This is a genomic window from Burkholderia sp. SJZ089 (assembly GCF_007828315.1).
In the GTDB taxonomy this organism is placed as follows: Bacteria; Pseudomonadota; Gammaproteobacteria; order Burkholderiales; family Burkholderiaceae; genus Burkholderia; species Burkholderia gladioli.
On record NZ_VIUM01000017.1, the window covers coordinates 76059 to 98909 of the forward strand.

Sequence of the window (22851 nt, forward strand, 5' to 3'; positions counted from 1 at the left end):
CGGTTCCGGGCCGCTTATTCGGCGTCGTCGTTGTTCTGGTCGTCGAGCGCCTGCTTGGGCGGCGGCGGGCGCTTGCCGATCACCACCGTCACCGTGAACGTGCGCGTCTTGCGCACCACCTCGACCTGGGTCGGCGTGCCCGGCTTGATCTGCGCGACCACGTTGAGCAGGCGCGTGGTGTCGGTGATCGGCTCGTTGTTGACCGTGGTCAGGATATCGCCGGGCTTGATGCCGGCCTTGTCCGCCGGGCCGCCCTGCAGCACGCCGGCGACGATCGCGCCGCTCTTCTGCTGCAGCCCGAAGGAGTCGGCGATCTCGGGCGTGAGGTCCTGCGGCTCGACGCCGATCCAGCCGCGCGTGACGGCGCCGGTGGTGATGATGCTCTCCAGCACGGTGCGCGCGGTCGACACGGGGATCGCGAAGCCGATCCCGAGCGAGCCGCCCGAGCGCGAGTAGATCGCCGTATTGATGCCGAGCAGGTTGCCGCTCACGTCGACCAGGGCGCCGCCCGAGTTGCCGGGATTGATCGGCGCGTCGGTCTGGATGAAGTTCTCGAAGGTATTGATGCCGAGGTGGTTGCGGCCGAGCGCGCTGATGATGCCCATCGTCACGGTCTGGCCGACCCCGAACGGGTTGCCGATCGCCAGCACCACGTCGCCGACGCGCGCCTGGTCCGAACGGCCCAGGGTGATGGTCGGCAGGTTGGTCATGTTGATCTTGAGCACGGCCAGGTCGGTTTCGGGATCGTTGCCGATCACCTTGGCCGTCGAGGTGCGGCCGTCGGCCAGCGCGACCTCGATCTGGTCGGCGCCGTCCACCACGTGCTGGTTCGTTAGAATGTAACCTTCCGGGCTCACGATGACGCCCGAACCGAGATTCGAGGCGGGCTCCTCCTGCTGCCGGCGCGGATTGCGGTCACCGAAGAAGTAGCGGAACAGCGGGTCCTTGGCGCGCGGATCGGGCGGCAGCGAGCCGTCCTTGCTCGAGAACACGTTGACCACGGCCGGCATGGCCTTTTGCGCGGCATCCGCATACGAGGCCTGCGCGGGCGCGCCGCCAACGCCGGGCGCCACCTCGCGCAGCGCGACGATCGGCGCCGCCAGCTGCTTGCCGAGTTGCCCCTGTCGCTGTAGCCACTGCGGCTTGAGGGTCGCGACGATGAACATCAGCGCGAGCAGTACCGTCACAGCCTGTGCGAAGAACAGCCAGAAGCGTCTAAGCATTTGAAGATATTAGGGGAATATATGGACCGGATCGAACTCGAATTGTACTTGAACAATACCCTCGAGATTGCGCGCTTCAAGGACTACTGCCCGAACGGGCTGCAGGTCGAGGGCCGCCGCCGCATCGAGCGCATCGCCACCGGCGTGACCGCCTCGCTGGCCTTTCTCGAGCGCGCGGTCGAATGGGGGGCCGACGCGGTGCTGGTCCACCACGGCTATTTCTGGCGCAACGAGGCGCCGCAGGTGACGGGCCGCAAGTATCAGCGCCTGAAGCTGCTGCTGGCCAACGAGCTGAACCTGTTCGCCTTCCACTTGCCGCTCGACGCCCATCCCGATTTCGGCAACAACGCGCAGCTCGGCGCGCGGCTCGGCCTGATGGCCGACAGCTATTTCGGCGAGCACGGCCTGGGCTGGATGGCGAGTCTGCCGATGGCGGTCTCGCTCGAGCACTTCACGGCCAAGGTCGAGAACACGCTGGGGCGCACGCCGCTGGTGCTCGGCGACGCGGACCAGCTACTGCGTCGCGTGGCCTGGTGCACGGGCGGCGCGCAAAGCTATTTCGACGCCGCCATCGAGGCCGGCGCCGACGTGTTCCTGACCGGCGAAGCCTCCGAATTCGTCACGCATGCGGCGGCCGAGAGCGGGGTGGCCTTCGTTGCGGCGGGGCACCATGCCACCGAACGCTACGGCATCCAGGCGCTGGGCCGCCATTTGTCAGAGCATTTCGGCTTCGAGCACACCTTCATCGACATCCCCAACCCGGTCTGAAAGCGGTGGAAATGCGGCGGCGCACCCACGAAACGGTATGAAGCGTTCGCTTAACAACTGAGTTGGAAACATCGATCGGCGATTGGGGGGAAACCCTTGTCGATCAATGACTTCTGGTCGATTTCGAGATTCAGGCCTTGAAAATCGGACCCCCGTTCGCGCACACTAGCGGCGGTATGCGAAGTCGTGACGGTGAATCCAACTCAGAAGTGGGGCGTGAGATGCGAGATAAAGAAGAGAAACGCGTCGACAGCGGCCGCCGTACTTGGCTGATTGCGACATCCGTAGCAAGCGGTGTCGGTGGTGTCGCCACGGTCATACCGTTCGCGGCGTCGCTCGCGCCGTCGACCAAGGCGAAGGCGGCCGGCGCGCCGGTCGAGGTCGACATCAGCGCGCTCAAGCCCGGCGAACTCGTCACCGTGGCCTGGCGCGGCAAGCCGGTCTGGATCCTGAACCGCACCGACGCGATGCTCGCCGACGTGAAGAAGGCCGACCCGGAACTGGCCGATCCCAAGACCAAGAGCCCGTATTCGATGCCCTTGCCGGCGTACTGCGACAACGAGTATCGCTCGCGCACCGACCACAAGAACATCCTCGTCGTGCTGGCCGTGTGCACGCACCTGGGCTGCACGCCCACCTCGCGCTTCACGCCCGGCCCGCAGCCGAACCTGCCCGACGACTGGCCGGGCGGTTTCCTCTGTCCCTGCCACGGCTCGACCTACGACCTTGCCGGTCGCGTCTTCAAGAACAAGCCGGCGCCACAGAATCTCGATATTCCGCCTTACATGTTCACCTCGGCCACCACGGTGGTGATCGGCAAGGACGAGAAAGGAGAAGCGTGATGGCGACCGATAACAAGAATGTCTCCACGACGGGCTTCATCGGCTGGATCGACGAGCGCTTCCCGCTCACGGCCTCGATCAAGAAGCACGTGACCGAGTACTACGCGCCGAAGAACTTCAACTTCTGGTACTTCTTCGGCTCGCTGGCGCTGCTGGTGCTGGTCAACCAGATCGTCACCGGCATCTTCCTCACCATGAACTACAAACCCGACTCGACGCTGGCCTTCGCGTCGGTCGAGTACATCATGCGCGAGGTGCCCTGGGGCTGGCTGATCCGCTACATGCATTCCACCGGCGCCTCGATGTTCTTCGTGGTGGTCTACCTGCACATGTTCCGCGGCCTGCTCTACGGCTCGTACCGCAAGCCGCGCGAACTGGTGTGGATCTTCGGCTGCGCGATCTTCCTGTGCCTGATGGCCGAGGCCTTCTTCGGCTACCTGCTGCCCTGGGGCCAGATGTCGTTCTGGGGCGCGCAGGTGATCGTGAACCTGTTCTCGGCGATCCCCTTCGTCGGCCCCGACCTGTCGCTCTGGATCCGCGGCGACTACGTGGTGTCCGACGTGACGCTGAACCGCTTCTTCGCCTTCCACGTGATCGCGATCCCGCTGGTGCTGGTGGGGTTGGTGGTGGCGCACCTGGTGGCGCTGCACGAGGTGGGCTCGAACAACCCGGACGGCATCGAGATCAAGGAGAAGAAGGACGAGAACGGCATTCCGCTCGACGGCATCCCGTTCCACCCCTATTACTCGGTACACGATTTCCTCGGCGTCTGCGTGTTCCTGATGATCTTCGCGCTGATCGTGTTCTTCGCGCCGGAAATGGGCGGCTACTTCCTGGAGGCCAACAACTTCATCCCGGCCAACCCGCTGCAGACGCCGCCCGAGATCGCGCCGGTCTGGTACTTCACGGCCTTCTATGCGATGCTGCGCGCCACCACCGACCCGTTCAAGATCGTGCTGATGGTGGTGATCGTGCTGCTCGGCATCGTCGCGCTGCTGCGCGCGCGCGGCAAATGGCGGATCGGGCTGCCGGTGCTGGCCGCCGCGCTGGTGGTCTTCATGGCGCTGACCGAATCGAAGTTCTGGGGCGTGGTGGTGATGGGCTCGGCGGTCGTCTCGCTGTTCTTCTTGCCCTGGCTGGACCGCAGCCCGGTCAAGTCGATCCGCTACCGGCCGACCTTCCACAAGGTGTTCCTGGGGATTTTCGTCCTCGCCTTCTTCACGCTCGCCTTTCTCGGCACGCAATCGCCGTCGCCGGCCAAGACGCTGATCGCGCAGTTCTGCGCGCTGATCTACTTCGCGTTCTTCCTGGGCATGCCGTTCTGGACCCGATTGGGCACGTTCAAGCGTCCGCCCGAGCGCGTCAATTTCCGGCCCCATTAATGCGAGCGAGGAGAACACGATGATGAGGACGCTGCTGAAGACGTTCCTGCTGATCGGGGCCGCATCGCTGGCGTTGGCGACAGGCCCGGCGCGTGCCGACGAAGGTAATTTTCCGCTCGACCGGGCGCCCGATAACGCGGAAAATCTCGTTGCCCTGCAGCATGGCGCGCAATTGTTTGTAAACTATTGCCTGAATTGCCATAGCGCCAACCTGATGCGCTACAACCGTCTGACGGATCTGGGGATTTCCCAGAAGGAGATCGAGGCGAATCTCCTGTTCGCGACGGACAAGGTCGGCAATACGATGAGCGTCGCGATGCGGCCGGACGACGCGAAGAGCTGGTTCGGCGTGACGCCGCCCGATCTCTCGGTCGAGGCGCGGGCTCGCGGGCGCGACTGGCTCTACACGTACCTGCGCAGCTTCTACCGCGACGACACGCGGCCGACCGGCTGGAACAACGCGGTGTTCGAGAACGTCAGCATGCCGCATGTGCTCTGGCAACTGCAGGGGCAGCGCACCGCGAAATACGAGGATGTCGAGGACCTGGAAACGGGCGAGAAGGTACACAAGCTCGTCGGATTCCAGACTGTCACGCCCGGCACGCTATCCTCGGTGGATTATGATGCGGCCGTGGCCGACCTCGTCGCGTACCTGGGCTGGATGGCCGAGCCCGAGCAGCAGACCCGCAAGCGCGTCGGCGTCTGGGTGCTGATGTTCCTCGGCATCCTGAGCTTTTTCGCGTGGCGGCTGAATGCCGCGTATTGGAAAGATATCAAGTAAACACGCCAAGACCGGCGTGGGGCCGGCGCAAGGAGAGACCTGCTGGCAGGTTTGTCCGCGCGTCGGCCCTCGGCTTTTTTGAGGAAACGCAAATTATGATGGTTCTGTATTCCGGCACGACGTGTCCTTTCTCCCAGCGCTGCCGGCTGGTGCTGTTCGAAAAGGGCATGGACTTCGAGATTCGCGATGTGGACTTGTTCAACAAGCCCGAAGACATCGCCGTGATGAATCCCTATGGTCAGGTGCCGATCCTCGTCGAACGTGATCTGATCCTGTACGAGTCGAACATCATCAACGAGTACATCGACGAGCGCTTCCCGCATCCGCAACTGATGCCGGCCGACCCGGTGCAGCGCGCGCGCGCGCGCCTGTTCCTGCTGAACTTCGAGAAGGAGCTGTTCGTCCACGTCAGCACGCTCGAGAACGAGAAGGGCAAGGCCGCCGAGAAGAACCACGAGAAGGCACGCCTGGCGATCCGAGATCGCCTGACCCAGCTCGCGCCGATCTTCGTCAAGAACAAGTACATGCTCGGCGAGGAGTTCTCGATGCTCGACGTCGCGATCGCGCCGCTGCTGTGGCGCCTGGATCACTACGGCATCGAGCTGTCGAAGAACGCGGCACCGCTGATGAAGTACGCCGAGCGTATCTTCAGCCGCCCGGCGTATATCGAGGCGCTGACGCCTTCGGAAAAGGTGATGCGTCGTTAACGGCCCTGCGGCCATCGGTACGCGCGCGGCGGCGAGCCGCCGCGTTCGTGCCCGTACGAGGACTGTGATGCAAGAGACTTCCACCAAACCGTATCTGCTGCGCGCGTTGTACGAATGGTGCACAGACAACGGTTATACGCCGCACATCGCGGTGCGCGTCGACAATTCGACGCGCGTGCCGCGGCAGTATGTACGCGACGGCGAGATCGTGTTGAACATCAGCTTCGAGGCGACCAGCGCGCTGCAGATGGGCAACGAATGGATCGAGTTCACGGCGCGTTTCTCGGGCAAGGCGCACAAGCTCGAGGTGCCGGTCGCCAACGTGCTGGCGATCTACGCGCGCGAGAACGGGCAGGGCATGGCCTTTCAGGTCGACGCCACCGCGGACGAGCCTGGCGAGTCGGCGATCGAGGACGATGTCGCCGAAGCTGCGCCGGCATCGGCCGACGAAGCGGCGCGAGAGGCGGCCGAGCCGTCGGAAGGCGCGGATGTGCCTGCCTCGTCGCCCGACGACGATGGCGGTGCCTCGGGAAAGAGCAACCGACCCCGCCTCAAGATCGTGAAATGAGGTAGAATCTGCGGCTACGCCGGCTTAGCTCATCTGGTAGAGCAGTTGATTTGTAATCATCAGGTGGCGGGTTCGAGTCCTGCAGCCGGCACCAAATAAATCAAAGGGTTACGTGATGTCCGCGTAACCCTTTGTCGTTTCTGGAACGCTCCTCGCGCCCAAGAAACAGCGACGCGATCGACCAGTTTTCAGCAGGTAGCCCGCGCCGGCATCGCCGACTCGCCGTAGGCGGCACTCGGCTGATCCGCTTCAATCTCTTCGCTACAGCTCACGCGTCGCGGCGGTGCGATCGACGCACGATCCAGCCGAACAATGCGAACACGATCCACGACGCGATCAACGCCAGCACAAAACTGATCGCGAGCAGGGAGCCAAGAAGAAAGTCATCGTTTTGCTCCCCGCCTTCCGAGCCGAGCGCGTGAAAGATCGGTGCGACCACATCCCAGCCGGCGCCATAGTTGAACCAGTGTGACAACCAGGGTAGCGCCGTGACGCCTGCATAAATGGGCAGTGTCAGCAGCAGCGCGAGCACGAATCGGGCAATGATTTTCATCGGACCGTGACCCGGCCATATGCCTTCAGCTTCGTCCCAGGCACGTCGAATGTAGGTTGCGCCTTGAGAAAGGCGCGCAACCTGGTGAATTGCGCCAGGCTCGGCAGGGTGATGCAGCCGTCGCTTTCGCGGAGGCGGCCAACCGGATGCAGCCGGAAATGTGCCCGCCGGATGCCGTTGATGACAGTGACGTCGTCGATTTTCCCGTCGTTGCGATACAAGGCGAACCAGTCGGCACGGTGTGTGTTGGTGCCGATGTCTTTCACACTGTCCCAGAACCAGCCGAGGTGGCCGCCGCTTTGCTTATCGATGATGTAGTAGATGCTGGGAGGCAGTGGCCCCTTGTCGGCTACAGCAACGGAGTCGGGATTGTTGATATGTTGGCCGTTGCCGGAGAACGCCGACACGCTGCCGAATCCGGGGCAGTGCAGCGTTGACAGGCTCTGCTTGTTCAGGACGAACGTGCATTCGACGGGCATGGGTGGTCGGCATCCTTTGCTCTCAGCGATAGTGGCTGGGCGTCGTTGCGGCCGCCAGCGCTTTTAGGTCCGCGCTATCTTCCATCGGAAATCGCATACACGGCAAGCTGGCTGTGTTTGGTGCGACACCATAGCTTGCGCGGCCGGATCAAAAAGTGAAGATTGCCGCGAAAACAGGCAAGCGAATGTGGGCCAAGGTTATCGATAATTTCGCGAATGAATTCGATGAAGAAATAACAAATCCATTCATCGACGAATGCTTGAAATTCGGAAATCGCGATCGAAAATTCGATGTGAAAATTCTCCAAAGTCTATGTAATACATGGATTCCGGAGGTGGGTAACTTGCCGTGGAGGTTTCGATAATGATGAAATGAATGAGCGTGGATCCAGGTCGATTGATTAAAAATGAATTCGCGAGTCGAGACCAGGCACGACATCGACATCCAGGCCATAAACCCCCAATCATCCACCCGCGCCCCTTCAAATCCTTTGCCTTCCTACGCGGTTTCATTACCATATGACCTCGCCATCGCATCCACCGCGAAACGAGGTGCCGAAGGCACATCCGAATAACAATCCGAGGACACTCACCATGAACCAAGCCACCACGCAGCAACCCTCGTTCGCCTTCATCGCCGCCTCGTGGGCCGCGCTGCTGGCCGGCGTCGTCGCCTACCTGCTCGGCCTCTGGAACGCCGGCATGCAGCTCAACGAGAAGGGCTACTACTTCACCGTGCTGGTGCTGGGCCTGTTCGCGGCGGTCTCGCTGCAGAAGAGCGTGCGCGACCGTGTGGAGGGGCTGCGCGTGACCGGCATCTACTACGGCCTGTGCTGGATCGCGACGCTGCTGGCGGTGGCCCTGCTCGGGATCGGCTTGTTCAATGCCACGCTCGCGCCCAGCGAGAAGGGCTTCTACGGCATGGCCTTCCTGCTCGCCCTGTTCGGCGCGATCGCGGTGCAGAAGAACACGCGCGATATCCAGGCCGCGCGGCCGGAGTTTCGCGACGGAGAAGCGCTGCCCCCGCTGCAGGAATAAACGCTTTCCTTCGATACGACGCGGTGCGCGATGTGCCGCGTCGGTCACATTTCCGGAAAATCGCCGGGCCCGCGTTTTCATCGCGGGGCTTCGCGATGCCTGCCGAAAACCCGCGATTTTCTCGCGCGATCGGCCGATCCACCTGGAATTGCCGGAGCACGAAACTTCCCGATTAAACGTTTCCCTCGCCGCACCGATTCACTTTCGTAAGCCGAATCGAATCGCGCGCACCAGCCGATCCTCATGTCGATACGATTGGCGCATGGCCTCATGCCATCCTATTTCACATTTCGCTTGGTCCGAAACTGTTAAATTCCGGACTTCGCCTGTCGATCCGTCCGAGTACGACGTGCAGTCCGACGCCGTGCCGAGTTTCCGCACCTGCCATGTCCGCCGTCACCGTTGCTCTGGCTACTACCGCACTGTTCGGGCTCCTGACGCTCGTGCTGCTCGGCTCTCTGGCTCGTACCCAGGCGGCGGGCGTGCGCGAATGGTTTGCCGCGAACCTGCTGCTGTCGGTGTCGCTGGCGCTGATCCTCGCGCGCGGCCTGGTGCCGGACCTGCTGTCGATCGTGATCGCCAATGGCCTGCTGCTGCTCTCGGGCGTGACGCTCTACGCCGGCTACGCGCGCTTTCTGAAGATTCCCCCGCATTGGCCCTGGCTCGCGCTGCTCACCGCGCTGACGCTGCCGGCACTGACCTACTGGCGTTACGCGGTCGACAGCCTGCCGATGCGCGTGGCAATCACGGCGCTGTTCAGCGCCGCCGTGTGCATCGCGATTGCCGCCGTGGTGCTGCTGCGACGACGAACCGGTCAGTCGCGCTATCCCTACCTGGCCGCCGCCGCGCTCGCGATCATCTTCGCGCTGAGCCAGCTCGCGCGCGGCGCCGGTTTCGTGCTGCTGCCCGAGGCCATGCAGGCGAGCCAGCTCGCGGCCACCGCCAATGTGCTGCTGCTGGGCGTGGGCGCGGCGATCATGCCGGTGATGTCGATGTGCGCGATCCTGCTGGTGCACGATTCGCTGCAACGCGAGGCGCGCCAGGTGATCGACCATGATTTCCTGACCGGCGCGCTGTCGCGACAGCGCTTCGAGTTCGTCGCGCGGGCGCGCGTCGAGGATGCCGAGCTCAACGGCAAGCCGCTCTCGCTGCTGCTGGTCGACCTCGACCACTTCAAGTCCATCAACGATACCTACGGCCATGCCGGCGGTGACAACGTGCTGCGCGAATTCACCGACCTGATGCGCAGCCGGCTGCGCGGCGGCGATGCGCTCGGGCGTCTGGGCGGCGAGGAGTTCGCGATCCTGCTGCCGAATACCACGCTGGCCGATGCCTACCGCATCGCCGAGCGCCTGCGCGACGAGGTGAGTCGGCACGAGGTGGTGACCACCACCGGCCTCTGTTCGTACAGCACCAGCGGCGGCCTGGCCAGCCGCCAGCCCGGCGAGACGCTCGAACAACTGGCGGCGCGTGCCGACCAGGCGCTCTACGACGCCAAGGTGGCGGGACGCAACCGCGTCTGCCTGCACTCGGGACGCGTGCAGACGAACATGCTGGTCGAGCAGGACTGAGGCGCCGCGCGGGAAGGAATCCGAAAGGAAGGGGCGGTGCTGCAAGACGGCGGGGCGGCCCGTGTCGGGCGCGCCCCGCGCGAGGATGGGAGACTCAGGGCAGCGAGATCGTCAGGTTGGCCGATTCCGGCCCGACCTTGATGATCTGCGAATAGGGCGCCAGCGCCTTCAGCGTGTGATCGCGCAGATAGGCGTTGAGCCCCACGAAGGCCAGCAGGCCGACCAGCGCGAACACGGCGCCGATCGCCCACAGCGGCACCTCGCGCTTGAGGCGGTGCGCGATCTGGTCGGGCAGCGCCCAATGCGGCGCGAAAGGCGCGCGCTTGCCCTTCATCTGGGCGATCTCGTCGCCGATCCGCGCGGTCAGGTAGGCGAGCTTCTCCGGTCCCTCGAGCAGGTACTTGCCCTGGAAGCCCAGCAGCAGGCACATGTGGAACACCTCCAGCGACTGCAGGCGCGCCACGCCGTGCGCGCGGCATTCCTCCAGGTACTGGAAGAACTTCTCGCCGGCCAGTTGCTCGCCGAACAGCACCAGCTGCAGCGGGCGGCGCTCCCACTCGGCACGCACCTTGAACTGCGAGGACAGCACCGCCTCGTCGATCGCCGCGCAGAACGCGAACTTGGCGGCGTAGACGTCGTCGGCGCCGGCATTGAGCTTCTTCGCGCCGCGCTCGAAATCGGCCAGGAACTCCTGGATCCGCGTGCGGAACTCGTTCGCCTCGCCGGGCTCGCGACCGTTCTTCAGCAGGAACATCATGAAGAAGCCGTCATAGAGCAGGTCGAGCAGCGAGCGCGCCTGGAAGCTGGCGTCGGTCGACGAGGCCGAATGCGGGGCGGGGGGCGGCGTGGTGCCGCCGAACAGGGAGGGCGCGTAGCTCATGATGTGACGGCGATCAGTTCGAATTTGAGGTCGTTGATGCCCGAGGGCGCGTAGATCATCGCCGATTGCGATTGCAGCATCCGTTCATACAGCGGGCTGCGCGCATCGAGCGCGAAGTAGCAGGCGCCCGGGCGCACCGGAATCGCGGGCGGCACCTGCGGCGTGTAGGACAGGCGTACGCCCGGCATGGCCGACAGCACCAGCTTGTCGACATCGTCGGGCGCGCCGACCTTGAAACGCGCCGGCACCGCGTCGACCAGCTCGACCGAGGGCATGTCGGCCGACACGGCCAGGTAGAACTCGGTCTTGTCGTCGATCTTGCCGGAATCGAGGCGGCCGATATGGAACGAGGGCCGCACCTCCTCCAGCGTGATGGCGAAGTAGCGCGTCGAGATCACGGTCTCGAGCAGCTCGCGCAGCATGGTGTCCAGGCGCGCGAACGGCGGGCCCGGATCGTCGTGCCGGTAGGCCGGCAGGTCGGCCAGCGCGTAGGACTTCGAGAAGGTCATCAACTGGCCGGCCAGACGCAGCAGTTCCTGGAACAGCCGCTCCGGATGCAGCGCCGAATGCTGGTACAGGTGGGCGAGCGAGGCGAACGCGGCATTGGCCGTGTGCAGCAGCCAGAACGAGGCGATGTCGCCCGAGCGGAATTCGATGATGTTCTTGGTCGGCTCGCGGTGGAAGCCGTACAGCGCGTTGACCTTGGCCTGCAGCGCGTCGATCAGCTGGCGCAGCCGCTGCATCAGGACCCCCGAGGCCTCGATCGCCAGGCACGGCGGCACGAAGCTGTCGTCGAACTCGAAACCCGAGGTGGCGGTGCGGCGCACGCGCACCAGCGGGATCGCCAGCAACTGGTCGCGCGGCTCGCTATGGGCGATCAGCTTGACGTTGGTCTTCAGGAAGGTGATGTCGGCGTCGGCCGCGTCGGTGAACTGGTCGGCGACCGGCGCGTTGTCGCTGGTGAAGCGGCTCAGGAAACCGCCCTCGGCGTCCTCGACGTAGTTCGAGCCGGCCTCGCGCAGCGGATGCAGGGCCAGGTAGAAGGTGAAATCGTTGATGCCCTCGGGCAGCGTGTCCAGCGCCACCGGCGGCGGCAGGTCGTCGGCCTGCGGCGCGGAGTAGAGCGCGCCGTCCGGGAAGATCAGCGACAGCTCCGACAGGCGCAGCACGTTGCTGCTGATCGCGTCGCGGTCGAGCTTCACCGAGCGCACGCCCCAGTTGTAAGGCTGGATCGCCTGCAGCGACTCGAACAGGCGCGCCTCGTGATACGCGTCCTGGCGTTGAAAGTGCTGCGGCCTCAGAAACAGGCCTTCACCCCACAGCACCTTGGCCGAATAACTCATGTCAAACCTTGAATGTGATTAGGATGCGGTTCGATTAATCGCGCCCTGATTCATCTAACTGTCAAACTTCTTTAATCGAGCTTGAATCGTCGTCGAGTCATTAATTACCGCAGCTGACTGATGAGAGCATATTCAGCTGCTGGGCCGGCATACCCTGCTGCGGCGCAATCACGCTGCCATCCGTCACGGTCATCGCACAGTTGTGCAGGCCGATGATTATGCCGGATTTCTCCGATTTCGCCGGATCGAAAGCCAGCTTCCAGCGCTGCAGCGCCGGGCTGCGGAACAGCGCGACGATGCCGAACGCCTGCGCCTCGCGCGAGACCTTCTCGGTGGCGTTGTAGCGCTGCCCCGGGATCAGGGTGACCTCGCGCACGCCGAGCAGGTCGGCGCCGAGCGCGGCCTTCTCCTTGGCCGGATCGGTGAAGGTATCGAACGGCGCCTGCTGGAACGAGGTCGGGTCCTTCAGCGTGTAGAGCCGCACCACCAGCGCCAGCGGCTTATTGTCATTGGCCGCGTTGAGGTTCGGCGCCGCGTAGAGGGTAATGCCTAAATTGCGCGGCGGCTTCTGCGCGTCGGGCACCTCGGGCTTGCCGAGGCCGACCATCTGCAGGGCCGTGCTGCCGGCCGAACCGAGCAGCGGCACGGCCGCCGCGCAGCCTGCCAGTAGGGCGCAGGCCACGAGCGGCAGCGCGAAGCGGGGAAAGGACGGAGTCATCGTGAATCGAGGGCGACCAGAGTCGGATCCTGTCAGAAATGCCTGGCGTAGCGCGTGGTTTTTCGGTGTGGATGGCGCGAGTGTCCCAGTTGTTGAAGCACCCGCGACTCCCTTTCATGTGTTCGGAAAAATTTTCTTCAATTTTGTCGCATTTACGAGTTTTTAAGTAAATGTTGCCAATCCCATTGCTATCCGATTGCCCGGGCGGATTGCGTCAAGCCGTGCCCGGCGGGCTTCGCCGACGATTTAAATCGCTTCTCGCCGCATGGTCATTGAATTATGAAAAATTGATCGGTACTATACCCGCGCACTTGTACCAAAGCAAAACTACTGAATCTCAACGATTTAAAACTCCGCGCCCGGTGATAAAACGATGAAAGACCGACTGTTCGCAAGATTTTCCGCAGTAGTGGTGGCATGTGGCGTGGTGGCCGGCTGTGCGACGCAGCCGCCGGCACCGCCGACGCCCGAGGCATTCAACAAGTCGCTCGACGACGCCGACGCGGTGGCCAAGGCGGGTGACCAGGACAAGGCGATCGGCCTTTACCAGCAACTGGCCAAGTCCGACCCGACGCGCGAGGAGCCCTGGGCCCGCATCGCGCAGATCCAGTTCCAGCAAGGCCATTACGGCCAGGCGATCGTGGCGGCCCAGGAAGCGCTGCAGCGCGACAACAGCGATCGCCAGTCGAAGAGCGTGCTGGCGGTGGCCGGCCTGCGCATCGCCACCGAATCGCTGGGCGAGCTGCGCCAGGATGCCTCGCTGGCCGGCGACGCCAAATCCGACGCGCAGGCGCTGGCCAAGCAACTGCGCGACACGCTCGGCGAGGACGCGCTGTTCCCGCCCGAGCAGCAGGCCCAGAAGCCGGCCGTCAAGCGCCACAAGATCTACCGCAAGCGCGTGACGCGCGAGGCGGCGCCGGCCCAGGCCCCTGCCGCCGATTCGTCGGCACCCGCGGCCCCGGCCAAGCCCGCCGCGGCGGCGCCGGCCAAGGGCGGGGGCGACCCGTTCAGCGCGCTGCGTTAAGCGCGCCTCAACCACCACACGTTATCGGGAGCCGTCATGGCGAAAAAAGAAAGTATCCAGAAGCGCCTGCAAAAGGTACGGCCGCCCCGTGTGCAGCTGACCTACGAAGTCGAGCGCGGCGACGCGATCGAGGTGAAGGAACTGCCGTTCGTGGTCGGCGTGGTCGGCGACCTGGCCGGTCAGTCCGAGGTCGAGATGCCGAAGCTGCGCGACCGCAAGTTCGTCAACATCGATCGCGACAACTTCGACGACGTGATGAAGGCGATCGAGCCTCGCGCGGCCTACCAGGTCGAGAACAAACTCAGCGAGGAAGGCGGCAAGTTCGCCGTCGACCTCAAGTTCCGCTCGCTCGACGATTTCGATCCGGACCAGGTGGTCAACCAGATCGAACCGCTGCGCCGCCTGATCGAGGCGCGCTCGAAGCTGGCCGACCTGCGCAACAAGCTGGCCGGCAACGACAAGCTCGAGGACCTGCTGAGCGAAGTGCTCAGCAACACGCAGCAGTTGCAGGCGCTCGCGAAGCAGTCGGGCGGCGGCGACAAAGAGGGCGAATAAGCTACGGGGTGTGAGATGAATCAGCAAACGGCTGCGGCCCAACAGGCCGGTGCGCTCGAGGGCGCCGAAACCTCGCTGCTCGACGAGATCGTCGAGAAGAGCAAGGTCGCGAAATCGCAATCGGAGCACGCGCGCGCCAAGGATCTGATCGGCGAACTCGTGCATCAGGTGCTCGACGGCACGGTGATCGTGTCGGACAACCTCTCGGCGACCATCGACGCGCGCGTCGCCGAACTCGACCGGCTCATTTCCGCGCAGATGAGCGCGGTGATGCATGCGCCGGAATTCCAGAAGCTCGAGGGCACCTGGCGCGGCCTCGACTACCTGGTCTCGGAGAGCAATACCGGCTCGACCATCAAGATCAAGGCCCTGCACGCGCCCAAGCGCGAGCTGGTGCGCGACTTCAAGGCCGCCACCGAGTTCGACCAGAGCGCGCTGTTCAAGAAGGTCTACGAGGAAGAGTTCGGCACCTTCGGCGGCGCCCCGTTCGGCGCGCTGGTCGGCGATTACGAAATCTCGCGCCAGCCCGAGGACATGTACTTCATCGAGCAGATGTCGCACGTGGCCGCGGCCGCGCACGCGCCCTTCATCGCCTCGGCCGCGCCCGAGCTGATCGGCCTGGAGTCGTTCGCCGACCTCGGCAAGCCGCGCGACCTCGGCAAGGTGTTCGATACCGTCGAGTACGCGAAGTGGAAGTCGTTCCGTGACGCCGAGGATTCGCGCTACGTGGGCCTCACGCTGCCGCGCTTCCTGGGCCGCCTGCCGTTCCATCCGAAGGACGGCCAGACCGCCGAGAGCTTCAACTTCGTCGAGGACGTGGACGGCACCGATCACTCCAAGTACCTGTGGTGCAACGCCGCCTGGGCGTTCGCGGCGCGCCTGACGGCCGCCTTCGACGACTTCGGCTGGTGCGCGGCGATCCGCGGCGTGGAGGGCGGGGGCCTGGTGGAAGACCTGCCGACCCACACCTTCAAGACCGACGACGGCGAGATCGCGCTGAAGTGCCCGACCGAGATCGCGATCACCGATCGTCGCGAGAAGGAGCTGAGCGACCTCGGCTTCATCCCGCTGGTTCACTGCAAGAACTCCGACTATGCGGCCTTCTTCGCCGCGCAATCGGTCCAGAAACCCAAAAAATACAATACCGATAGCGCGAATGCGAACGCCGTGCTGTCCGCTCAACTCCAGTACATCTTCTCGGTGTCGCGCATCGCGCACTACCTGAAGGCGATGATGCGGGACAAGATCGGCAGCTTCGCCTCCGCGCAGAACGTGGAATCTTTCCTGAATCGCTGGATCTCCCAGTACGTGCTGCTGGACGACAACGCGACGCAGGAACAGAAAGCGCAGTTTCCGCTGCGCGAAGCATCCGTGCAGGTGTCCGAGATTCCGGGCAAGCCGGGTTCGTATCGTTCGGTCGCGTTCCTGCGTCCGCACTTCCAACTCGACGAGCTGTCGATCTCGCTGCGCCTGGTCGCGGATCTGCCCAAATCGGCAAATTCATAAGCGATTGAGTAGAAGTCGCTCGGGCGGGCCGCTCGGGTAGGAGTTGAAAACCACCTCTTTGGGGAGTCGAAGCGTCATGTTAGATATCTATCTGAATTTCGGGAATCCGGCGATCAAGGGCGAATCGCAGGACAAGGACCACGCCAACTGGATCGAGCTCAAGTCCTGGGACTGGTCGGTCACGCAACCGCGTTCGGCGACCTCGTCGACCTCGGGCGGCCACACGGCTGAGCGTTGCGAACACAGCGACATGGTGTTCACCAAGGAACTCGACATGGCCAGCCCGCTGCTGTACCAGCACGCGTCGGGCGGCACCACCTTCGATGAAGTCTCGATCGACTTCATGCGTTCGGACGGCGAAGGCAAGCGCGTCAAGTACCTCGAGATCAAGCTGAAGTACGTGATCATCTCGAGCGTCACGCCGAGCGTGCAGACCGAAGGCCTGCCGGTCGAGCAGTTCTCGCTGAAGTACGCTGCCGTGCAGTGGAAGCAGACCAAGCAGAACATCGGCGGCAACCAGGGCGGCAACACGCAGGGCGCCTGGAGCCTGACCAAGAACGACAAGACCTACGCGGTCTGAGCGCGTGACGAGGACGGGGCACGCGGTGCCCCGTCTTTCGTTTTGCCCCGGTCGTCCAGCATCAGCCGTTGTGTAGCCCCGCCGTTCCATGAAACGTTTCGAGCCGAGTTTCCTCGACAAGCTGTTCGACGACGAACCGCATCAGCCGGCCTCGCCCGCGATGCGGCAATTGTCGCTGGACGAGCTGAAAAGCACGGTCGCCCGCGATGTCGAGTCGATCCTGAACACGCGCATCGCGCTGACCGACGAAGACCTCCATGCGCTGCCGGAATGCCAGCAATCGGTGCTGACCTACGGCCTCAACGATTTCGCGGGCCTGAGCCTCGCGAGCCACTACGACCGCGCCTTCATCTGCAAGTCGATCCAGCAGGCGATCGACCGGCACGAGCCGCGCCTGCGGCAGGTGGCGGTATCGTTCGAATTGAACGAGCAATCCACCAATTCGCTGAATTTCGCGATTCGCGCGATGCTGGTCGTGCATCCGGCGCAGGAGCCCGTCAGTTTCGACGCGATGCTGCAGCCGTCCACATTGCAGTACTCGGTGACGCGCGGACGCGCCGCCAAGGTTTGACATCAATCCGGATCGCCGCGCGGGCTGCCTGACGCGGTGACGATCAGCCCCGCGAGGGGCGCCCTCGGGGAACATCGATGGAAGAGTTGCTGCCGTACTACGAGCGCGAATTATCGTTTTTACGGCGGTACTCGCACGAATTCGCCCGACGCTACCCGAAGATCGCCGCGCGCCTGGCGATGACCGGTGAGCATTGCGACGACCCGCACGTCGAGCGCATGATCGAGTCCTTCGCGCTGCTGGGCGCGCGCATCAACAAGAAGCTCGACGACGACTACCCGGAATTCACCGAGGCGCTGGTCGACGTGCTGTATCCGCACTACCTGCGCTCCTTCCCGTCCTGTTCGATCGCGCAGTTCACGCCGAGCGCCAACGTCTCGCAGCAGACCGCGCCGCATCGGGTGGCGCGCGGCACCGAGCTGAAGAGCCGCGCGATCCGCGGCGTGCAATGCCAGTTCCGCACCGCCTACGACGTGACGATCGCGCCGATCCGCATCTCCGAGGCGCGCTATTCCTCGATCGCCGCCGCGCCGGCCGCCACCGTGCTGCCCGGCAACGCCACCGGCGTGATCTCGATCACCTTCGAATCGATGGCGCCGCAGTTCGACCTGGCCGGGCTCAAGCTGCCGACGCTGCGCGCCCACCTGCACGGCGAGCAGTCCTTCGTCGCCGCGCTGGCCGACTGCCTGTTCATCAACACGCTCGCCACCTATGTCGAGCCCGAGCGCAACGGCCGCTGGACCGCGCTGCGCAGCTCGCCCGTCACCCAGGCCGGCTTCGAGGAGCATGACGCGCTGATCGACTACCCGTCGCGCTCGCACCCGGCCTACCGCCTGCTGACCGAATACTTCGCGTTCCCCGACAAGTTCGACTTCGTCGATTTCGACCTGGCCGCGATGACGCGCCGCGCCGGCCCCTGCCATCGCCTGACCCTGCACATCGTGCTGGCCGACGTGCGCAGCGACTCGCACGTGGCGCGGCTGCTCGACATGCTGAGCGCGACCCACCTGCGCCTGTTCTGCACGCCGGTGGTCAACCTGTTCAAGCAGAACGGCGAGCCGATCCGCATCGACCACCAGAGCGTTTCCTACCCGGTGATCGCCGAGGCGCGCCGCGCCTTCGCCTACGAGGTCTATTCGATCGATTCGGTGCACTTGGTGCGCCAGACCGCGCACGAGGAATCGGTGGTCGAGTTCCGGCCCTTCTATTCGCTGCACCATGGCGAGGCCGGGCATGTCGGCCATTATTGGTTCGCGCGCCGCAACGACTGGGTGGCCCAGCACAGCCCCGGCTACGAGACCGAGATCTCGATCGTCGACATCGACTTCGAGCCTTCCGCGCCGCAGACCGACACGCTGAGCCTGCGCCTGACCTGCACCAACCGCGACCTGCCGGCGGGGCTGGCCACCGGCCTGGCCGGCGGCGACCTGTTCGCCGACGGCGGCGCCGATTTCGGCGACATCACGATGCTGCGCCGGCCCAGCCCCAGCGTGCGTTTCGCGCGCGGGCGCGCCGCCCACTGGCGGCTGATCTCGCACCTGGCGCTGAACCACGTGTCGCTGGCCAACGACGGCCTGGCGCCGCTCAAGGAACTGCTCACGCTCTACGACCTGCGCCGCTCGGCGGTCTCGACCCGGCATATCGACGGGCTGGTGGCGATCGAGCAGCGCGGTGCCGTGCAATGGCTGCCCGGCAAGCCCTTCGCGACCTTCGTGCGCGGCATCGAGATCCGCCTGACGATCGACGAGGAGCACTTCGTCGGCACCAGCCTGGCGTCCTTCGTGCGGATGCTCGACGCCTTCTTCGGCCTCTACGTCCACCTCAACAGCTTTGTCCAATTGATCGTCGTGTCCAAGCGCACCGGCGAGGAGATCATGCGATGCAAACCGCGCAGCGGCGAATCGATCCTGGCGTAGTCGAGCAGTTCCTCGACGAGCCGTATCGCTTCGAGTTCTTCCAGGCGGTGCGGCTGCTCGAAACCTGGTTCGCCCGGCGCGATCCGGAGAAGCCCGACGCGCTGCGCCCCGGCGAGATCGTCGAGCGGCGGGTGCTGTTCCGCAACTCGCTGTCGCTTGGGTTCCCGCCCAGCGAGATCGAGCGCGCGCAGTCCTTCGACGCGGCCGGCGAGCGGGTGGACGAGGAGGCGCATCGCGCCGCCATCGAGGACGAGCAGGTCGACCGCGTCGAGATCGTGCCGGCCTTCTTCGGGCTGCTGGGCGGGCAGGGTGCGCTGCCGCATCACTACACCGAGCAGATCATCGCGCGCGAGCAGTTGAAGCGCGACCACGCCGCGCGCGCCTTCTTCGACGTGTTCTCGAACCGCGCCACCGCGCTGTTCTATTCGGCCTGGAAGAAGTACCGCCTGCCCCTGCATTACGAGCTCGACCGCGACGAGCGCTACCTGCCGCTGCTGCTGTCGCTGGCCGGCGTGTCGAATCCCGACGCGCGGCGCGCCATGCAGGAAGGCAAGGGCGCGGTGATCGACGAGGCCATCGCCGGTTACGCGCTGGCCGCGCGCCATCGGCCGGTGTCGGCCGCCTACCTGCAGCGCACCCTGTCCGACTATTTCCAGGTGTCGATCCGCGTCGATCAGTTCGTCGGCAAGTGGTACGACGTGCCGCCCGACCAGTTGAGCGTGCTGGGCGAGGTCAATGCCACGCTGGGCGCGACCGCGCTGGTCGGCGAGCGAGTCTGGCAGCGCGACATGCGCGCCCGGCTGGTGGTGGGGCCGCTGTCCAAGCGCGACTACGAGGCCTTCCTGCCCGGCGGCGATCGCGCCATCGCGCTGGAGCGCATGCTGACGCTGCTGGCCGGCATCACGCTCGAATACGAGATCTCGCTGGTGCTCAAGCGCGCCGAGGTCGGCCCGACCATCCTCGGCAGCGGCGGGCGGCTCGGCTGGGACGCTTTCCTCTGCACCCACGAGGCCGAGCGCGATCGCGCCGACGCGCGCTACGAACTGCATGTGATCCATTGAGCGGCGGCCCGCGCCGGGCCGAACCCAAGCAACAATACCGAACCAACACCGAGCGAACCCGAGAGCGACCGACCTCATGAGCACGCCACTCAAGACCCTGATTGCGAAACTGAACCCGACCTGCCGCAAGGCGGCCGAACGCGCGGCGAGCCTGTGTTTTGCGCGCGGCCACTACGAGGTCGATCTCGAGCACCTGTTCGTCGCGCTGCTCGACGAGACCAGCGGCGACATGCCGGTGGTGCTGCGCGCCAGCGGCGTCGATCCGCATGCGCTGCGCGCCGACCTCGAACGCGAGCTGGAGAGCCTCAAGCGCGGCAACACGCGCACGCCGGTGTTCTCGGTGCACCTGAGCGAGCTGTTCGAGCAGGCCTGGCTGATCGCCTCGCTGGACGCGCAGATCGGGCGGATCCGCTCGGGCCACCTGCTGCTCGCGCTGCTGAGCGCGCCCGACCTGGCGCAGTTCGCGCAGCGCATGTCGCCGCAGTTCTCGCGCGTGCGCGTGACCGACCTCAAGCACAAGTTCGACGAGATCACGGCCGGCTCGAACGAGGCCGAGCCGCGCGAGGCCGATGCCGGCGCCGGCGACCAGACCGACGTGGCGGCCGAGGCGGCGGCCGGCGCCGCGGGCGGCCCCTCGAAGACGCCCGCGCTCGACACCTACACCACCAACCTCACGCAGCGCGCCAGGGAAGGCAAGATCGACCCGGTGATCGGCCGCGACGCCGAGATCCGCCAGGCGATCGACATCCTGATGCGGCGCCGCCAGAACAATCCGATCATGACCGGCGAGGCGGGGGTCGGGAAGACCGCCGTGGTGGAAGGGCTGGCGCTGCGCATCGCCGCCGGCGACGTGCCGCCGCCCTTGGCCGGCGTGGCGCTGCATGTGCTCGACATGGGCCTGCTGCAGGCCGGCGCGAGCGTGAAGGGCGAGTTCGAGAACCGCCTGAAGAGCGTGATCGACGAGGTCAAGAAGAGCGCGCACCCGATCATCCTGTTTATCGACGAGGCCCACACCATCATCGGCGCGGGCGGCCAGGCCGGGCAGAACGATGCGGCCAACCTGCTCAAGCCGGCGCTGGCGCGCGGCGAGCTGCGCACCATCGCGGCCACCACCTGGAGCGAGTACAAGAAGTACTTCGAGAAGGATGCTGCCTTGGCGCGGCGCTTCCAGGTGGTCAAGATCGAGGAGCCCAGCGAGCCGCTGGCGGCCGCCATGCTGCGCGGCATGGCCGGGCTGATGGAGCGCCACTTCAACGTGCGCATCCTCGACGACGCGATCACCGAGGCGGTGCGGCTCTCGCATCGCTACATCAGCGGCCGGCAACTGCCCGACAAGGCGATCAGCGTGCTCGACACCGCCTGCGCGAAGGTCGCGCTGGCGCAGAGCGCGACGCCGGCCGTGATCGACGACACCAGCAAGCGCCTGGAGCGCACCGACGCCGAGATCGCCTCGCTGGAGCGCGAGGTGGCCGGCGGCGCCTCGCACGAGGAACGGCTGGCGGTGCTGCGGGTGGCGCGCGAGGCCGATGTGGCCGCGCTGGAGACGGCCCGGCGACGTTATGCCGAGGAGCAGGCGGTGGTGGCCGAGATCGTCGCGCTGCGCGCGAGGATCGACGCGGCGCGCGAGGGCTCGGCCGAGGGCGAACGCATCGACGAGGACGCGGTGCGCGCCGAGCTGGCCGAGCGCATCGCCGCGCTGGCGGCCCTGCAGGGCGTCGAGCCGATGGTGCCGCTGCAGGTCGACGGCCACGTGGTGGCCGAGATCGTCGCGGCCTGGACCGGCATCCCGCTCGGGCGCATGGTCAAGGACGAGATCGAGACCGTGATGAACCTCAATGCCCTGCTCGGCGCGCGCGTGATCGGCCAGGACCACGCGCTCGACGCGGTGGCGCAGCGCGTGCGCACCGCCACCGCCGGGCTGGAGGATCCGAACAAGCCGCGCGGCGTGTTCATGTTCGTCGGACCCTCGGGCGTGGGCAAGACCGAGACGGCGCTGGCGCTGGCCGACGTGCTCTACGGCGGCGAGCGCAAGATGGTCACCATCAACATGAGCGAGTACCAGGAGGCGCACAGCGTGTCGGGCCTGAAGGGCTCGCCGCCGGGTTACGTCGGCTACGGCGAGGGCGGCGTGCTGACCGAGGCGGTGCGCCGCAATCCCTATTCGGTGGTGCTGCTCGACGAGGTCGAGAAGGCCCACCCGGACGTGCTGGAGATGTTCTTCCAGGTGTTCGACAAGGGCGCGATGGACGACGCCGAGGGCCGCGAGATCGACTTCCGCAACACCCTGATCATCCTGACCTCGAACGTCGGTTCGAGCCAGGTGATGCAGGCCTGCCTGAACAAGCCGGAAGAGGAGCTGCCGGACCCCGACGCGCTCGCCGAGACGCTGCGCCCGGCGCTCTACAAGGCCTTCAAGCCGGCCTTCCTGGGCCGCATGAAGGTGGTGCCCTATTACCCGATCTCGGACGAGGTGCTGGTCGAGATCATCGAGCTGAAGCTGGATCGCATCCGCCGCCGCATCGAAGCCAACCACAAGGCCGCCTTCGAGTGGGACGAGTCGCTGGTGGAGGCGGTGCTGGCGCGCTGCACCGAGGTCGATTCGGGCGCCCGCAACGTCGACCACATCCTCAATGGCACGCTGCTGCCCGAGATCGCCGGCCACGTGCTGGAGCGGCTCGCCGACGGCACCGCGCTCAAGCGCATCGCGGTGCGCGCCAGCGAGGCCGGCGAATTCGAGTACACGGTGGAGTAAGCTGTCGTTCGTCGCGCGTGGCTGGGCCCGTCG

22 protein-coding genes and 1 tRNA gene are annotated in these 22851 nt (G+C 65.3%); 17 read left to right on the forward strand and 6 right to left on the reverse strand.

What is annotated here, in order from left to right; genetic code table 11:
- Window positions 1-14: 14 nt before the first annotated feature.
- Entirely contained in the window at window positions 15-1223 is a 1209-nt protein-coding gene (locus tag FB600_RS27645) for a Do family serine endopeptidase (protein ID WP_013696445.1), read from the reverse strand.
- A 21-nt stretch (window positions 1224-1244) separates the two neighbouring features.
- On the opposite strand from FB600_RS27645, the gene FB600_RS27650 reads away from it, so the two are divergent.
- The 7 genes from FB600_RS27650 (at window position 1245) to FB600_RS27680 (ending at window position 6365) form a co-directional block, all read left to right on the forward strand.
- On the forward strand, window positions 1245-1991 hold the full coding sequence (locus tag FB600_RS27650; RefSeq protein WP_145757708.1) for a Nif3-like dinuclear metal center hexameric protein: 747 nt from the start codon (window positions 1245-1247) through the stop codon (window positions 1989-1991).
- Window positions 1992-2212: 221 nt separating this feature from the next.
- On the forward strand, window positions 2213-2833 hold the full coding sequence (gene petA, locus FB600_RS27655) for a ubiquinol-cytochrome c reductase iron-sulfur subunit (RefSeq protein WP_013696447.1): 621 nt from the start codon (window positions 2213-2215) through the stop codon (window positions 2831-2833).
- Window positions 2833-4215, forward strand: a complete 1383-nt coding sequence (locus FB600_RS27660) for a cytochrome b (RefSeq protein WP_013696448.1) — start codon at window positions 2833-2835, stop codon at window positions 4213-4215. Before petA ends, FB600_RS27660 begins: the two co-directional genes overlap by 1 nt.
- A gap of 22 nt (window positions 4216-4237) precedes the next feature.
- Window positions 4238-4996 carry a cytochrome c1 gene (locus tag FB600_RS27665; RefSeq protein WP_036033633.1) on the forward strand — a complete coding sequence of 253 codons (759 nt, stop codon included), beginning with the start codon at window positions 4238-4240 and terminating at the stop codon, window positions 4994-4996.
- A gap of 95 nt (window positions 4997-5091) precedes the next feature.
- A complete protein-coding gene (locus FB600_RS27670) occupies window positions 5092-5703 on the forward strand; it encodes a glutathione S-transferase N-terminal domain-containing protein (RefSeq protein ID WP_012734444.1) in 612 nt (203 codons plus the stop codon).
- Between the two features lie 67 nt (window positions 5704-5770).
- Complete coding sequence (locus FB600_RS27675; protein ID WP_013696450.1) at window positions 5771-6271, forward strand: ClpXP protease specificity-enhancing factor; 501 nt, start codon at window positions 5771-5773, stop codon at window positions 6269-6271.
- 18 nt (window positions 6272-6289) lie between these two features.
- Window positions 6290-6365 (forward strand) — tRNA-Thr (locus FB600_RS27680).
- A 174-nt stretch (window positions 6366-6539) separates the two neighbouring features.
- On the opposite strand, the gene FB600_RS27685 is transcribed toward FB600_RS27680, so the two are convergent.
- Together FB600_RS27685 and FB600_RS27690 are read right to left on the reverse strand one after the other, a co-directional pair.
- The gene (locus FB600_RS27685; RefSeq protein ID WP_098181354.1) at window positions 6540-6824 is read right to left on the reverse strand and encodes a hypothetical protein; all 285 of its coding nucleotides are present in this window, start codon (window positions 6822-6824) and stop codon (window positions 6540-6542) included.
- On the reverse strand, window positions 6821-7303 hold the full coding sequence (locus FB600_RS27690; RefSeq protein ID WP_145757707.1) for a DUF2778 domain-containing protein: 483 nt from the start codon (window positions 7301-7303) through the stop codon (window positions 6821-6823). The genes FB600_RS27685 and FB600_RS27690 overlap by 4 nt, the downstream gene beginning before the upstream one ends.
- A gap of 594 nt (window positions 7304-7897) precedes the next feature.
- On the opposite strand from FB600_RS27690, the gene yiaA reads away from it, so the two are divergent.
- Both yiaA and FB600_RS27700 read left to right on the forward strand, forming a co-directional pair.
- Complete coding sequence (gene yiaA, locus FB600_RS27695) at window positions 7898-8341, forward strand: inner membrane protein YiaA (protein ID WP_013696457.1); 444 nt, start codon at window positions 7898-7900, stop codon at window positions 8339-8341.
- A gap of 386 nt (window positions 8342-8727) precedes the next feature.
- The gene (locus FB600_RS27700; RefSeq protein ID WP_145757706.1) at window positions 8728-9912 is read left to right on the forward strand and encodes a sensor domain-containing diguanylate cyclase; all 1185 of its coding nucleotides are present in this window, start codon (window positions 8728-8730) and stop codon (window positions 9910-9912) included.
- A 94-nt stretch (window positions 9913-10006) separates the two neighbouring features.
- On the opposite strand, the gene icmH is transcribed toward FB600_RS27700, so the two are convergent.
- From icmH to tssJ, 3 genes are all read right to left on the reverse strand, one after another.
- Window positions 10007-10792, reverse strand: coding sequence for a type IVB secretion system protein IcmH/DotU (gene icmH, locus FB600_RS27705; protein WP_013696459.1), 786 nt, complete (start codon window positions 10790-10792; stop codon window positions 10007-10009).
- On the reverse strand, window positions 10789-12135 hold the full coding sequence (gene tssK, locus FB600_RS27710) for a type VI secretion system baseplate subunit TssK (RefSeq protein ID WP_036048467.1): 1347 nt from the start codon (window positions 12133-12135) through the stop codon (window positions 10789-10791). The genes icmH and tssK overlap by 4 nt, the downstream gene beginning before the upstream one ends.
- Window positions 12136-12235: 100 nt before the next feature.
- Window positions 12236-12853, reverse strand: coding sequence for a type VI secretion system lipoprotein TssJ (gene tssJ, locus FB600_RS27715; protein WP_046581236.1), 618 nt, complete (start codon window positions 12851-12853; stop codon window positions 12236-12238).
- A gap of 373 nt (window positions 12854-13226) precedes the next feature.
- On the opposite strand from tssJ, the gene FB600_RS27720 reads away from it, so the two are divergent.
- The 8 genes from FB600_RS27720 to tssH all read left to right on the forward strand — a co-directional run bounded on the left by FB600_RS27720 (window position 13227) and on the right by tssH (window position 22818).
- Complete coding sequence (locus tag FB600_RS27720) at window positions 13227-13877, forward strand: tetratricopeptide repeat protein (protein WP_096749827.1); 651 nt, start codon at window positions 13227-13229, stop codon at window positions 13875-13877.
- Between the two features lie 36 nt (window positions 13878-13913).
- Window positions 13914-14432 carry a type VI secretion system contractile sheath small subunit gene (tssB, locus tag FB600_RS27725; RefSeq protein ID WP_013696463.1) on the forward strand — a complete coding sequence of 173 codons (519 nt, stop codon included), beginning with the start codon at window positions 13914-13916 and terminating at the stop codon, window positions 14430-14432.
- A 15-nt stretch (window positions 14433-14447) separates the two neighbouring features.
- A complete protein-coding gene (gene tssC / locus FB600_RS27730; RefSeq protein WP_013696464.1) occupies window positions 14448-15938 on the forward strand; it encodes a type VI secretion system contractile sheath large subunit in 1491 nt (496 codons plus the stop codon).
- 76 nt (window positions 15939-16014) lie between these two features.
- On the forward strand, window positions 16015-16518 hold the full coding sequence (locus FB600_RS27735) for an Hcp family type VI secretion system effector (RefSeq protein WP_013696465.1): 504 nt from the start codon (window positions 16015-16017) through the stop codon (window positions 16516-16518).
- A gap of 88 nt (window positions 16519-16606) precedes the next feature.
- Window positions 16607-17089, forward strand: a complete 483-nt coding sequence (gene tssE / locus FB600_RS27740; RefSeq protein ID WP_013696466.1) for a type VI secretion system baseplate subunit TssE — start codon at window positions 16607-16609, stop codon at window positions 17087-17089.
- 77 nt (window positions 17090-17166) lie between these two features.
- The gene (tssF, locus tag FB600_RS27745; RefSeq protein WP_013696467.1) at window positions 17167-19005 is read left to right on the forward strand and encodes a type VI secretion system baseplate subunit TssF; all 1839 of its coding nucleotides are present in this window, start codon (window positions 17167-17169) and stop codon (window positions 19003-19005) included.
- Window positions 18969-20066 (forward strand): type VI secretion system baseplate subunit TssG, encoded by a 1098-nt coding sequence (gene tssG / locus FB600_RS27750; RefSeq protein WP_098181350.1) that lies wholly within the window; start codon window positions 18969-18971, stop codon window positions 20064-20066. The genes tssF and tssG overlap by 37 nt, the downstream gene beginning before the upstream one ends.
- A 76-nt stretch (window positions 20067-20142) precedes the next feature.
- Window positions 20143-22818, forward strand: coding sequence for a type VI secretion system ATPase TssH (tssH, locus tag FB600_RS27755; protein WP_145757705.1), 2676 nt, complete (start codon window positions 20143-20145; stop codon window positions 22816-22818).
- The last annotated feature ends 33 nt before the right edge of the window (window positions 22819-22851 follow it).